The sequence below is a fragment of the Virgibacillus alimentarius genome (assembly GCF_017874635.1).
GTDB lineage: Bacteria > Bacillota > Bacilli > Bacillales > Amphibacillaceae > Virgibacillus_B > Virgibacillus_B alimentarius.
In genome coordinates this window covers 42,514-57,055 of the sequence record NZ_JAGIKX010000018.1, presented here as the reverse complement: position 1 = coordinate 57,055, position 14,542 = coordinate 42,514, and the positions used below count along the sequence as shown (strand labels likewise).

The following is a 14,542-nucleotide window of genomic DNA, read 5'->3' as shown; positions in this document are numbered from 1 at the left end:
GTCACACCTGTTCCCATACCGAACACAGTAGTTAAGCTCTCCAGCGCCGATGGTAGTTGAGGCTTTGCCTCCGTGAGAGTAGGACGCCGCCAGGCAAAAAACAAAAAGCTAAAGCATGCAAAATACGTCATGCTTTAGCTTTTTTAGTATCTATTTGTATCTAAATGACTTATTCTACCTAATCACTTCTAAATTCAACCAATAAATGTAAAAGGAACTCTTGTTATACGCTGGTAATTCATACTCCTATCTTAAAAGAATACAGCATTTCCTATTACATTTCTGTATCTGAGTTCATATAATTTTCTCTCTACAATCATTACATCAAATGGTTTATTTAATGTTTTCCTTTGGAAAACTGCTATAATGTATTCACAAAGCTTTAAAATATACATAATCGTTGTTCAAATTAATATGTAACTTTATTACTACTTAATTTCTGAATTTTGCTGTAAAATAAAGTATACTGCTAATTAACAAGGGGGGTTAGCTATTGGCTGTGTTTTTAGAACAATTAGTTAGTGAACATTTTTTTATAATAATCATGCGTATCCTTGTTGCTCTATTGCTTTCAGGATTAATCGGCTTTGAGCGTGAATTAAAAAATCATTCAGCAGGTTTCCGCACTCATATTTTAGTAGGAATAGGTTCATGTTTAATGATGCTGTTATCTCTATACGGATTTGAAGCTGTTCTTGATCAATATAAGGATGTTGTGTTACGATTTGATCCTTCTAGAATCCCATCTTATGTTATAAGTGGAATTGGCTTTCTAGGTGCAGGTACTATTATTGTTTATGGCGGAACGATTCGTGGTTTAACAACTGCTGCTTCTATATGGGCCGTAGCGGGACTAGGATTAGTTGTCGGTGCAGGCATGTATGCTACGGCAGTGTTTACGACAGCCGTCATTTTACTCAGTTTAATTTTCCTAAATAATTTCGAAAAAATATTTACTAAATCCCATAAGAATAATCTCATTGAAATTGTGGCGTTACCAGGCTTAAAGGTAAATCATATCATTTCCGTCTTTGAAAGATTTAATTTATCTATAAACAATGTTGAAATTGTTAAGGTGGAAAATAATTTAAGAAATATCTTTATTAAAATTGAACGAGATGATGAATTAAATAGGGTTCAATTATTTGAGGAAATTTCAAAAATAGAACATATCAAAAACATTACTGAGCGCTCTTAGCATGTACCCTTTTATTAATAAACCCATAAAATAAGGTTTTGATATACATAAGTTTGTCTATCATATTATAGACAGGGTATTTGCATCTCACATATTTTTTCGTATAATAAAGTTAAAGTCAAAGATAGTCAAAGTCAGGTGTAGAGCTAAATTCTCTCATTTTGTTTTTTAGAATAACGAATATGATGAAAAACTTTATTAAATGGGTTTAAATTCATAAGAGGGGGAGGGTTTATGAGTATATCAGATGTGATTGAGCAATACTTAAAGAAAATTTTACAATCAAAAGGTCAAGATGTCATTGAAATTAAGCGAAATGAAGTGGCAGATCAATTTCAATGCGTGCCCTCACAGATTAATTATGTAATAAACACGCGTTTTACTTTAGAAAAAGGGTATATTGTAGAAAGTAAGCGTGGTGGTGGAGGGTATATTCGAATTATGCGTATCAAGCATCAGGATAAGTCCGATATGATTGATGAAATTATTAAATTGATTAATCCGACAGTAACGCAGCAAGCATCAATGGATGTGCTGGAAAGATTGCTGGAAGAAGAAATTATTACAGAGCGGGAAGCAAAAATTATGTTAAGTGCAATTGAAAGAACTACATTAGCTTTTAAGTTACCACTGCGTGATGAGGTGCGAGCCCGTATCCTATCATCAATGCTTGCTACACTGAAATATTTAAACAAGTAAGGGGGAGGATTTATGGAATGTCAAGAATGCCATAAGCGTCCGGCTTCACTCCACTTTTCACAAACCGTAAATGGAAATAAAACAGAGGTATATGTTTGTGAAGTATGCGCAAAGGAAAAAGGCTATATGACTTATCCGGAAGAAGGCTATTCCCTTCATGATTTACTGTCAGATTTATTTAATTTTGATGCTGCTCAAATAGGCAGCCATAATAAGACTTTTCAGCAGACAACAGAATTACAATGTCCTGAATGTAAAATGAATTTTTCGAGCTTTAAACGGACAGGAAAATTCGGTTGTGCACAATGTTATCATACCTTTTCTAAACATATTGATCCGATTTTTCGCCGTGTACATAGTGGCAATACGAAGCACAGCGGGAAAATTCCTAAGCGTAAAGGTGGCAACTTGCACACGAAGAAACAAATTGAGCAGCACAAGCAAGAGATACAGCAACTCATTGAAAATGAAGCCTTCGAGGAAGCAGCAATTGTAAGAGATAAAATAAAAGAACTGGAAAGGCAAATTCATCATTCAGAAGAGGTTGATGACTCATGACATTAGAGCATTTTATGAAGCAAGCAATCAGTCCTTGGATGCAAGAAGGTGGCCCGGATAATGACATTGTTTTAAGCAGTCGGATTCGTTTAGCGCGTAATTGTGCCGATACTCCATTTCCAATTATTGCTGGTGAGAATAGTTTAGAAAAAATCTGCCATATTTTCCAACAATCATACGAACATCAAACATTTCAGAACTATGAAGACTTTGAATTTATCTTAATTAATGATTTAACACCAATTGAAAGATGGGTTTTGGTGGAAAAACACTTAATTAGTCCGCATTTGGCAAAGAAAGTCCAAAATGCTGCAGCTCTCATTTCGAAAAATGAACAGGTTTCTGTAATGATCAATGAGGAAGACCATATTCGTATTCAACTTTATTTTCCTGGGCTTCAATTAGCAAAGGCATTAAAAAAGGCCTTTGATTTAGATGACTGGATAGAAGAAAAAGTAGACTATGCTTTTGATGAAACGAAAGGTTATTTAACAAGTTGTCCAACAAACGTTGGTACGGGAATGCGAGCTTCTGTGATGATGCACCTCCCAGCTTTAACAGTTACAAAGCAACTTAACCGTATGATACCAGCAATTAATCAATTAGGACATGTGGTACGGGGAATTTACGGTGAAGGCAGTGAAGCACAAGGGAATATTTTTCAAATTTCGAATCAAATCACGCTCGGAAAATCAGAAGAAGATATTGTAGAAGATTTGCAAAGTGTTGTACAGCAATTAATAGAGTATGAACGCAAAGCTCGGAATCGAATTATCGAACAGTCAAATAAAAGTTTAGAAGATAGAATTTATCGATCATATGGTATTTTAGAATATAGTCGTATCATAGAATCAAAAGAAGCGGCAACTTGTCTATCAAATGTACGCTTAGGAATTGATTTAGGTTTAATTAAAAATGTATCGCGAAATATACTTAATGAATTAATGGTTCTTACACAGCCAGGTTTCCTACAACATTATGCAAAAAAGGCCTTAACAGCAAATGAACGCGATGTACTACGAGCGTCACTTATCCGTGAACGTTTACAATTAGAAAAAAAGTAGGAGGAATGCGATATGATGTTTGGTCGTTTTACTGAAAGAGCACAAAAGGTTTTAGCGTTATCACAGGAGGAAGCAGTTCGTCTTGGTCATAACAATATTGGTACCGAACATATTCTGTTAGGGCTTGTTCGAGAAGGGGATGGAATAGCTGCAAAAGCACTGCAATCTTTAGGGTTAGAAGTCCAAAAAATTCAAGAAGGAGTAGAGGATTTAATTGGTATGGGGAAACAGCCGATGCAAACAATCCATTATACTCCACGTGCAAAAAAGGTTGTAGAATTATCCCAAGACGAAGCTAGAAAACTAGGTCACTCCTATGTGGGGACAGAGCATATTTTATTAGGGTTAATCCGTGAAGGAGAAGGGGTAGCAGCCCGTGTTTTAAATAACCTAGGTGTTAGTTTAAATAAGGCTAGACAACAAGTGTTGCAGCTGCTTGGAAGTAACGAGTCACAGGCGGGTAGGCAAAGTCGTGGACAATCATCACATGCGAATACACCCACACTGGATTCACTGGCAAAAGATTTAACAGCTAGTGCCAAGGAAGGAAATATTGATCCGGTTATTGGACGTGATAAAGAAATAGAGCGTGTTATTCAAGTACTTAGTCGACGTACGAAAAACAACCCTGTCTTAATTGGTGAACCTGGAGTTGGGAAAACTGCTGTAGCAGAAGGGTTGGCTCAGCAAATTGTTCATAATGAAATCCCTGAAATATTAAGAGATAAACGAGTAATGACACTTGATATGGGAACCGTTGTTGCAGGGACAAAATATCGCGGTGAATTCGAGGACCGTCTTAAAAAAGTGATGGAGGAAATTCGCCAAGCCGGCAATATTATATTATTTATTGATGAGCTTCATACTTTAATCGGTGCAGGAGGTGCTGAGGGAGCAATTGATGCATCGAATATTTTAAAACCATCCCTCTCACGTGGTGAGTTACAATGTATAGGTGCTACAACATTAGATGAGTATCGCAAATATATCGAAAAAGATGCTGCATTAGAACGGAGATTTCAGCCGATTCAAGTGGATGAACCAACATTAGAAGAAACCATACAAATTTTAAAAGGTTTACGTGATCGTTATGAGGCACACCACCGTGTAACAATTACAGATGAGGCGATTAATACAGCTGCGAATTTATCTGATCGTTATATCACGGAACGCTTTCTGCCGGATAAGGCAATCGATTTAATTGATGAGGCCGGATCAAAAGTTCGTCTTCGTTCCTATACGATTCCCCCAAATTTAAAAGAGTTAGAACATAAACTCGAGGAAGTGCGCAAAGAGAAAGATGCGGCAGTTCAAAGTCAAGAATTTGAAAAAGCAGCTTCCTTAAGGGACTCAGAACAACGGCTTCGTGAAGAATTGGATGAAACAAAGGGTAAATGGAAAGAGAAACAAGGGCAAGAAGACTCTGAAGTTACTGAGGAGGATATTGCTAGCGTTGTTTCTGTATGGACTGGTGTACCAGTTGCTAAATTAACAAAGGATGAAAGTGACAGACTTTTAAATATGGAAGAAATCTTGCATGACCGAGTAATTGGGCAAGAAGAAGCAGTAAATGCTGTTTCAAAAGCAATTAGAAGGGCAAGAGCGGGTCTGAAAGATCCAAAGCGTCCGATTGGTTCATTTATATTCCTAGGACCTACTGGGGTAGGAAAAACAGAACTAGCCCGTGCTTTAGCAGAAGCAATGTTTGCAGATGAAGATGCAATGATACGTATTGATATGTCAGAGTATATGGAAAAGCACGCTACTTCTCGTCTGGTTGGTTCTCCTCCAGGTTATGTTGGATATGAAGAAGGAGGTCAACTTACCGAGAAGGTACGCAGAAAGCCATACTCCGTTGTTTTGCTTGACGAGGTGGAAAAAGCGCATCCTGAAGTATTTAATATCTTATTACAAGTGTTGGAAGACGGGAGATTAACAGATTCAAAAGGGCGTATCGTTGACTTTCGCAATACCGTTCTTATTATGACTTCTAACGTAGGTGCAAGTGAATTACAAAGGAATAAATATGTAGGCTTTAATGTTGAGGAAGAAGGTCAAGAATATAGCGACATGAAAGCGAAAGTTATTAATGAATTAAAGAAGGCATTTCGCCCTGAATTTTTGAACCGTATTGATGAAACAATTGTTTTCCACTCTTTAGAGCGAAAGCATATGAAGGAAATTGTAACGTTAATGCTGAAACAACTGCAAAAGAGATTACAGGAACAGGAAATTGATTTTACATTAACCGATAAAGCCATTGAAAAAATAGCGAATGAAGGTTTTGAACCGGAATATGGCGCAAGGCCTTTACGCCGTTCGATTCAAAAAAATGTTGAAGATTTATTATCCGAAGAGCTGTTAAAAGAGACAATCCGTCAAGGAGAAAAAGTAAAGATCGGCTTAAGTAATAAAGGAGAATTTACGATACTCTCTTAATTAATAATAAAAATAGGTAAAAACTAGAAGGAGGTTTTCCCCTTCTAGTTTTTTTAAGCTAGATTTATTTATCTTTATACAATCGATCGAGTAAATCTTTGTGGCATAATTAAGGGAATATTTTATTTAAATGATAGGTCCTTGTAACCTTCAAGCATTGCATATCGTTTATAATATAAAGAGAGAAAGGATTTGTTTTAATTGGCAAAACGTAAAATGAAATTTGTGTGCCAAGAATGTGGCTATGAGTCGGCCAAATGGTTGGGAAAATGTCCAGGATGTAATAGCTGGAATACACTAGTTGAGGAAGTAGAGGCATCACATAGCAATAATCGGCATACATTAAGCAGTGGATTAAAAACTGTAAGTAAACCTGAGAAAATTACTGCCATTGAATCGGAAAAGGAACCGCGCATAACTACATCGATGCAAGAATTTAACCGTGTGCTTGGTGGTGGAATTGTTCCTGGTTCGCTCATGTTAATTGGCGGAGACCCTGGTATTGGAAAATCAACATTACTTTTGCAAGTTTCCTCTCAGTTAGCAGAAAAACAATTACCTGTATTATATATATCAGGGGAAGAATCCACAAGACAAACAAAACTTCGGGCAGATCGGCTTGGTGTCACGTCCGACTTACTATACGTATTAGCAGAAACAAATATGGTAGACATTGCAACCCAGATTGAAGAAATTAAGCCATCTTTTGTTGTCATTGATTCGATTCAAACGATATTTAGAGAAGAAGTTTCAAGTGCACCTGGAAGTGTATCACAGGTTCGTGAATGTACAGGGCAACTGATGAAGATAGCAAAAACAAATGGCATCCCAATTTGTATCGTTGGGCATGTTACGAAAGAGGGAGCAATTGCAGGGCCTCGTTTACTTGAGCACATGGTGGATGCTGTACTTTATTTTGAAGGTGAAAGGCACCATATGTACCGCATATTACGGGGGGTGAAAAATAGATTTGGAAGCACACATGAAATGGGTATTTTTGAAATGAAAGAAAAAGGATTGCGGGAAGTCATGAATCCATCGGAAATATTTTTAGAAGAACGTTCACAAGGTGCTGCCGGATCGACTGTTGTTGCTTCAATGGAAGGAACAAGACCTGTGCTTGTAGAAATCCAAGCGTTAATTTCTCCTTCGAGCTTCGGCAACCCGCGTAGAATGGCTACTGGTATTGATAATAATCGAGTTCCATTGCTGATGGCTGTTTTGGAAAAACGTGTAGGTCTCATGCTGCAAAACCAAGATGCATATATTAAAGTAGCCGGTGGTGTGAAATTGGATGAACCAGCGATTGACTTAGCTATTGCTGTGAGTATTGCTTCTAGTTTCCGCAATCAAGCTACATTGCCTGAGGATATTTTTATAGGTGAAGTTGGCCTAACTGGAGAAATACGGCGTGTATCCAGAATAGATCAACGGGTACAGGAGGCAGCTAAACTTGGATTTAAACGGGTTATCTGTCCTAAAAAGAATTTAGATGGTTGGGAGGTGCCTAAGAACATTCAAGTCATAGGTGTAGATACAGTTCAAGAAGCATTAGAGGTAGGGTTGGCAAGATAAGTAGGGTTTTAATTTGAAAAATACAGAATATACCAAAAATAATAGACCATATATTTGACATGACTGTAATATAATGATATACTTTTAATTTTGATAAATTGACTGGCTTAAGTGACTGTGCTATTATGTACTTGAAATGATAGTTTTTTTATTGGTAATATGGGACTATTTTTAATATAAATAGGCAATAATAAAATACTAGGAGGTGACAGTGGTGCTCAAAAAGATTGTTCATTTATTTTTTGTAATTATAGGTGGTACCATCGGATATTTATATGTGCCCGATATCATTAGGTTACTAAATTTTACCGAGGTAAATTGGATAACATCGCCATATCTAAGCTCAATCTTAGGCGCTATTATTTTATTTCTCATTTCTTACTGGTTAGCAGACTACATTGTAGGTTTCCTAAGGTGGATCGAAGATGGTTTAATTAAAGTGCCGGTGGGTGACCTTTTTTTCGGAAGTTTAGGATTAATTTTAGGTCTAGTTATTGCCTATTTTATTACGATTCCTTTGCAAGATCTCAGTATTAAAGTTGTGTCACAGGTAATACCGTTATTTTTAACTATTTTACTTGCGTATTTAGGCTTTCAAGTTGGTTTTCGGCGTAGGGAAGAGTTTGTGAATTTACTAAACGTTAATCGGAAGGAACGTGACAAAAGGAGGGCTCCTGAAAGTAACAGTGCTGAACAAAGTAAGCCAAAAGCTAAAATACTAGATACAAGTGTTATTATTGATGGACGTATTGCAGATATTTGTCAAACTAATTTTCTGGAAGGTCCAATTGTCATTCCGCAATTTGTTTTAGGTGAACTGCAGCATATTGCTGATTCTTCAGATGTATTAAAACGAAATAGAGGACGTCGGGGCCTAGATGTGTTAAACCGTATTCAAAAAGAGTTGCCGGTAACGGTAGAAATTTACGAAGGCGATTTCGAAGACATAACAGAAGTAGATAGCAAGCTGATTAAATTGGCGAAAGTTATTAGTGGTGTACTTGTAACAAATGATTATAATTTAAACAAAGTTTGTGATCTCCAAAATGTGCATGTTTTAAATATTAATGATTTAGCAAATGCAGTTAAACCCGTTGTACTGCCAGGCGAAGAATTAGTTGTTCAAGTAATAAAGGACGGTAAAGAGCAAAAACAAGGAATCGCTTATTTAGATGATGGTACAATGATAGTTGTAGAAGAGGGAAAAGACTACATCGGAAAAACAATTGAAGTGTTAATTACAAGTGTATTGCAAACATCTGCAGGACGAATGATATTTGCAAAACCGAAATTACTTGAAAAAGCACAATAAAAGAGGTATAACTAAAGAAAAAGTGATAACAGTTTGTTATCGCTTTTTGTTCTGAACAAAGTATACTAAACTTATGTAGATAGACTTTTTTACGAAAAGAAAGGGGAACAACGATGGCAAACGAAGTCCGTGTGCGTTATGCTCCAAGTCCAACTGGTGATTTACATATAGGTAACGCCCGTACAGCATTATTCAACTATTTATATGCAAAACATTTTGATGGGAAATTCATTATCAGGATCGAGGATACAGATGCTAAACGGAATGTAGCGGGTGGTGAAGAAAGCCAGCTTCAGTTTCTTAAATGGCTAGGTATTGAGTGGGATGAGGGCGCTGATATTGGTGGTAATTACGGCCCTTATCGACAAATGGAACGACTAGAAATATATCAAAAATATATTGATGATCTATTGGAACGTGGTTTAGCTTATAAATGTTATATGACGGAAGAAGAATTAGAGGAAGAGAGAGAATCACAAAGAGCAAAGGGACAAGTTCCTAAATATTCCGGTGCACATCGAAACTTAACGGAAGAGCAAATAAAAGCATTCGAAAAAGAGGGGCGAAAGCCTGCCATCCGTATCCGGGTTCCTGCTAATCATTCCTATACATTTAATGATATCGTCAGAGGAAATATTACGTTTGATTCCAGTGATTTTGGTGATTGGGTTATCGTCAAGAAAAACGGTATACCGACATATAATTTTGCTGTAGCTATTGACGATCATTTGATGGATATTACCCATGTTCTTCGCGGGGAGGAGCATATTTCTAATACACCGCGCCAACTAATGATTTATGAAGCATTCGGCTGGGATGCACCTCGATTTGGTCATATGACATTAATTTTAAATGAAGAGCGTAAGAAGTTAAGTAAGCGAGATCAGCATATACTGCAATTCATTGAGCAATACCGTGATTTAGGTTACATGCCAGAGGCGTTGTTTAACTTTATTACATTGCTTGGTTGGTCACCGGAGGGTGAGGAAGAACTGTTTGATCAAGATACGCTTATTCGTATATTTGATCCTAAACGTTTATCGACATCCGCAGCGATATTTGATGTGCAAAAATTAAAGTGGATGAATAACGCATATATTAAAGTGGCAGATATTGAAACGGTTATTAGCTTAGCTATGCCCCATTTAATTAAAGCAGGCAAATTGCCTGAGAGGATGGATGATGCACAAAGAAAATGGGCCGAAGACGTCATCGGTTTATATCGGGAACAATTGAGGTATGGTGCTGAAATCGTTCAATTAACTGATTTGTTTTTCAAACAATCGATTACGTATGATGAAGCAGCGATGGATGTTTTAAAAGGAGAGCAAGTTCCGGAGGTATTGCAAGTTTTCACAGATAAACTTATTCATCTTGACGAGTTTAGTAAGGAATCAATTAAAGCTGAAATAAAAGCAACACAGAAAGAAACAAAACATAGAGGGAAGAAGTTGTTTATGCCGATTCGTGTTGCAACAACTGGACAAACCCATGGTCCAGAATTACCTCATGCAATTGAATTATTAGGCAAAGAAGTCGTTTTAACAAGACTTGATGAGGTTTTAAAAAAAATTGAAGCTTAATTATTCACATCTGAGCGTAAATGTAATATAGTATTTATACGATAAAAATGGACATTCACTTGAACGATGATAAGGATAAGTAAAAAGCAAATGACTTACACAGAGAGAGTCACCTAAGGCTGGAAGTGACTTTAAGCAATGCTTTTGAAATGCCCCTTAGAGTCCGTTATGGAAAAAAGTACATAGCGGCGGAGCCTCTACCGTTATCAGAGCAGAAGTTGGGAGATCATATAATCACCAAACAGAGTGGAACCGCGCTGTAAGCGTCTCTGTGTAAAGTATAATTACACAGAGACGCTTTTTATATTATTAATTATCGAATAAAGGGAGAGGGGTTTGTTCTGTGGGAATTTTCAAACGAATGAAAGAAGACATGAATGTTGTATTTGAACAAGATCCAGCAGCCCGAACCTATTTTGAGGTATTCTTAACATACTCCGGTCTGCATGCGATATGGTCACACCGTGTTGCTCATGCATTATATAAACGGAATTTCTTTTTCATTGCAAGAGTTATATCACAATTTAATCGCTTTTTTACTGGTATTGAAATTCATCCTGGGGCAAAAATAGGCAGAAGGTTTTTTATCGATCATGGCATGGGTGTTGTAATTGGTGAGACATGTGAAATTGGCGACAATGTGACAATCTATCAAGGAGTGACATTAGGAGGGACTGGAAAAGAAAAAGGCAAGCGCCACCCGACTGTAAAAGATAATGCGCTAATAGCCACCGGTGCCAAGGTGCTTGGGTCGATAACGATTGGAGAAAGTTCAAAGGTTGGTGGTGGGTCGGTGGTTTTGCGTGATGTGCCAGACCACTCCACAGTGGTAGGTATCCCGGGACGTGTTGTTGTACAGAATGGAGAAAAGGTGCGTAAAAACTTAGACCATCACAAATTGCCAGACCCTGTATCTGAACGTTGTGATAAGCTGCAAAAAGAAATTGATATATTAAGAGCAGAGATAAAGAAGTTAAAAGAGGAGGATTAGGAGCATGACGATCACACTATATAATACATTAACTCGTGAAAAGGAGCCGTTTAAACCTTTAGAAGAAGGGAAAGTAAGCATGTATGTATGCGGCCCTACCGTATATAATTATATTCATATTGGAAATGCAAGGCCTGCAATTGTTTTTGATATGGTTCGGCGTTATTTTGAATATAGAGGCTATCATGTGAATTATGTATTAAATTTCACGGATGTTGACGACAAAATTATTAATGCAGCAAAGGAACTAGGTGAGGAAGTTCCTGATGTTGCGAATCGCTTTATCGAAGCATATTTAAGCGATGTGGAAGCATTAGGGGTTAAAAAGGCAACACATAATCCGCGGGTAACAGAAACGATGGACGATATAATAGCATTTATTGAAACCTTAATCGAAAAAGATTTTGCTTACGCTGTAAATGGGGATGTTTACTTTAAGCCAAGAGCATTTAATGGATATGGAAAATTATCACATCAATCTATTGATGACCTAAGGTCGGGTGCACGTATAAAAGTGGGGGAACAGAAGCAGGATCCGCTGGATTTTGCATTGTGGAAGCATGCGAAAGAAGGAGAGATTGCCTGGGACTCCCCTTGGGGTAGAGGACGTCCGGGCTGGCATATTGAATGTTCAGCGATGGCTAAAAGATATCTTGGAGAAACCATTGATATTCACGCAGGTGGTCAGGACTTAGCCTTTCCGCATCACGAAAATGAGATTGCACAATCTGAGGCTGGAAATGAAAAAACATTTGCTAATTATTGGCTGCATAATGGATATATTAATATTGATAATGAAAAAATGTCTAAATCACTTGGCAACTTTGTGTTGACCCGGGAATTAATCGAACAGCATGACCCTCAGGTTATCCGATTTTTCATGTTAAGTGTACATTATCGTAATCCAATAAATTTTACAGAAGAACTGCTTGAAAGTGCTAAACACAGCTTAGAGAGAATAAAAACAGCTTATTCTAATCTAGAGCATCGGAAAAAATCGAGTTTAAATCTGGATGAAGAGGCAGATCAATGGTTGGAAAAAGTAAAAAGCTTAGCTGACCAATTTAAGGCAGAAATGGATGATGATTTTAATACTGCAAATGCTATATCCGTACTGTTTGAATTAACTAAAGAAGCGAATCGTTATTTAGAATCTAAGCAAACATCAACAAAGGTTATTCAAGCTTTTCAAGATACTATTTTAGCAATTTTAGGAGTTCTTGGAATTGATATAAAGCAAGAAGAGGAAATGCTTGATGAAGAAATAGAATCCCTTATTCAAGAAAGAACAGAAGCAAGAAAAAATCGAGATTTTGAACGAGCGGATAAAATTCGGGATACGCTAAAAGAAAAGAACATTATTTTAGAAGACACAGCACAAGGTGTTCGTTGGAAGCGAGGCTGAACATGGGTTTAGATGTGAAACAAACAAAAAGTTTAGCACTTGCTTATATGGGTGACGCCGTTTATGAATTACATGTGAGAGAATATTTACTAAAAACGGGTCAAGTAAAGCCAAATAAATTACACCAAAAAGCAATTGAATTCGTTTCTGGAAAAGCGCAAGCAACGATCATTTTATATTGGATAAAAGCTGATTATTTATCTGAAGAAGAGAGTCGGGTTGTTGCGCGAGGCAGAAATGCCAAATCCGGCTCGATTCCTAAGAATATGAGTGTGCAAACTTACAGGTACAGCACGGCATTTGAAGCATTGCTTGGTTATCATTATCTTTTAAACAATAGAGAAAGGCTAACGGAATTATTATCGGATGCTGTAGAATTTATCGAAAGGGGTGATGAAGGTGGATAGTGAAATCATAATTGGAAAAAATCCAGTAATAGAGGCATTAAATTCCCGGCGGTCTATCAATAAAGTTCTGATTTCTGAGCAGTTAAACAAAGGTATGCAGGGAAAGTTAAGACGGCTGGCTAAAGAATCAGATACGATCGTACAACAAACTCCAAAGAAAAAATTGGATCAGTTAGTAAGCGGTAATCACCAAGGAGTGATTGCCTATGTAGCTCCTTATCAGTACGCGGAACTAGAGGACTTGTTTGAAAAGGCAAAATCAAAAAATGAAGCTCCATTTTTAATCATTTTGGATGAATTGGAAGATCCGCACAATTTAGGGTCTATCTTACGTACCGCTGATGCAACAGGTGCTCATGGGGTCATTATCCCGAAAAGGCGTTCAGTAGGATTGACTGCAACAGTAGCTAAAACAGCAGTGGGGGCTTTAGAACACATCCCGGTTGTTCGAGTCACTAATATAGCAAATACGATTGAAAAGCTGAAACAAGAAAACATATGGGTGATTGGAACAGATGCTAGAGGGGAAGAAGATTATCGTGAACTTGATGGAGGACTCCCTATTGCTCTTGTGATTGGAAATGAAGGAAAGGGAATAAGCCGACTGGTAAAGGAAAAATGTGATTGGACAGTCAGCCTGCCTATGAAAGGACAAGTTTCATCCCTTAACGCGTCGGTGGCATGCAGTTTACTGCTTTATGAAGTATATCGCAAAAGGAATCCGATTAGAAAATGATAATGGATGTACTGGTAGTAGACGGATATAATATTATTGGGGCATGGGACGAATTAAAAAAAATAAAAGAAAACGATATGGGGCAGGCGCGTGACCGTTTAATTGATTTAATGGCCGAGTACAAAGCATATTCAGGGTTACGTGTAATTGTTGTATATGATGCTTATTATGTTCCGGGTATGAGTAGTAAATATAATACTCATAAAGTCGAGGTAATATATACAAAAGAAAAAGAAACGGCGGATGAATGTATTGAAAGGCTAGTGAAGACTTTAATGAATGTAAAAAACAAAGTATATGTAGCTACATCCGATTATGCGGAACAACGGACTATTTTTGGGCAAGGTGCACTTCGTAAGTCTGCAAGAGAACTTTCTATTGAGCTTAAAAGTATTGACAAAGAAATTAAGGAGAAGATAGAACAACATAAAACAATGCAGCCGCAGTCTAAGATACATTTAGACCAGGATGTTATGGAAAAATTCGAAAAATGGCGAAGAGGACATATATAGACGGGTTTTCAAAGTGTTCTTCGCTTTTTCCTGCATTGAGTTCTTAAGGTACATATTGTATAA

The 14,542-nt window shown here is 37.2% G+C and carries 13 protein-coding genes, 1 rRNA gene and 1 other annotated feature; all 14 genes read left to right on the top strand.

All coding sequences use genetic code 11. The annotated features are described in order from the left end of the window. Positions 1-95: ribosomal RNA gene (gene rrf / locus J2Z81_RS10100) — 5S ribosomal RNA — on the top strand; the annotation flags it as partial. Positions 96-493: 398 nt separating this feature from the next. After that, positions 494-1,198, top strand: coding sequence for an MgtC/SapB family protein (locus J2Z81_RS10095; RefSeq protein ID WP_029266872.1), 705 nt, complete (start codon positions 494-496; stop codon positions 1,196-1,198). Positions 1,199-1,432: 234 nt separating this feature from the next. Next, positions 1,433-1,897, top strand: coding sequence for a CtsR family transcriptional regulator (locus J2Z81_RS10090; RefSeq protein ID WP_029266874.1), 465 nt, complete (start codon positions 1,433-1,435; stop codon positions 1,895-1,897). Positions 1,898-1,909: 12 nt separating this feature from the next. Next, complete coding sequence (locus tag J2Z81_RS10085) at positions 1,910-2,455, top strand: UvrB/UvrC motif-containing protein (RefSeq protein ID WP_029266876.1); 546 nt, start codon at positions 1,910-1,912, stop codon at positions 2,453-2,455. Further along, positions 2,452-3,519 (top strand): protein arginine kinase, encoded by a 1,068-nt coding sequence (locus tag J2Z81_RS10080; RefSeq protein WP_226371265.1) that lies wholly within the window; start codon positions 2,452-2,454, stop codon positions 3,517-3,519. The genes J2Z81_RS10085 and J2Z81_RS10080 overlap by 4 nt, the downstream gene beginning before the upstream one ends. A gap of 12 nt (positions 3,520-3,531) precedes the next feature. Next, positions 3,532-5,958: an ATP-dependent protease ATP-binding subunit ClpC gene (clpC, locus tag J2Z81_RS10075; protein WP_029266880.1), complete on the top strand. Its 2,427-nt coding sequence runs from the start codon at positions 3,532-3,534 to the stop codon at positions 5,956-5,958. A 201-nt stretch (positions 5,959-6,159) separates the two neighbouring features. After that, complete coding sequence (gene radA / locus J2Z81_RS10070; protein WP_029266882.1) at positions 6,160-7,533, top strand: DNA repair protein RadA; 1,374 nt, start codon at positions 6,160-6,162, stop codon at positions 7,531-7,533. Between the two features lie 214 nt (positions 7,534-7,747). Continuing rightward, the gene (locus J2Z81_RS10065) at positions 7,748-8,845 is read left to right on the top strand and encodes a PIN/TRAM domain-containing protein (RefSeq protein ID WP_029266884.1); all 1,098 of its coding nucleotides are present in this window, start codon (positions 7,748-7,750) and stop codon (positions 8,843-8,845) included. A 113-nt stretch (positions 8,846-8,958) separates the two neighbouring features. Next, positions 8,959-10,428, top strand: a complete 1,470-nt coding sequence (gltX, locus tag J2Z81_RS10060) for a glutamate--tRNA ligase (protein WP_226371264.1) — start codon at positions 8,959-8,961, stop codon at positions 10,426-10,428. A 57-nt stretch (positions 10,429-10,485) separates the two neighbouring features. Beyond that, positions 10,486-10,702: a binding site (T-box leader), on the top strand. A gap of 69 nt (positions 10,703-10,771) precedes the next feature. Continuing rightward, positions 10,772-11,419: a serine O-acetyltransferase gene (gene cysE, locus J2Z81_RS10055; protein ID WP_029266888.1), complete on the top strand. Its 648-nt coding sequence runs from the start codon at positions 10,772-10,774 to the stop codon at positions 11,417-11,419. 4 nt (positions 11,420-11,423) lie between these two features. Next, a complete protein-coding gene (gene cysS, locus J2Z81_RS10050; protein ID WP_029266891.1) occupies positions 11,424-12,824 on the top strand; it encodes a cysteine--tRNA ligase in 1,401 nt (466 codons plus the stop codon). A gap of 2 nt (positions 12,825-12,826) precedes the next feature. Beyond that, positions 12,827-13,231 carry a Mini-ribonuclease 3 gene (locus J2Z81_RS10045; RefSeq protein WP_029266893.1) on the top strand — a complete coding sequence of 135 codons (405 nt, stop codon included), beginning with the start codon at positions 12,827-12,829 and terminating at the stop codon, positions 13,229-13,231. Continuing rightward, a complete protein-coding gene (gene rlmB, locus J2Z81_RS10040; protein WP_029266895.1) occupies positions 13,224-13,967 on the top strand; it encodes a 23S rRNA (guanosine(2251)-2'-O)-methyltransferase RlmB in 744 nt (247 codons plus the stop codon). The genes J2Z81_RS10045 and rlmB overlap by 8 nt, the downstream gene beginning before the upstream one ends. A gap of 2 nt (positions 13,968-13,969) precedes the next feature. Further along, a complete protein-coding gene (locus tag J2Z81_RS10035; RefSeq protein WP_029266897.1) occupies positions 13,970-14,479 on the top strand; it encodes an NYN domain-containing protein in 510 nt (169 codons plus the stop codon). The last annotated feature ends 63 nt before the right edge of the window (positions 14,480-14,542 follow it).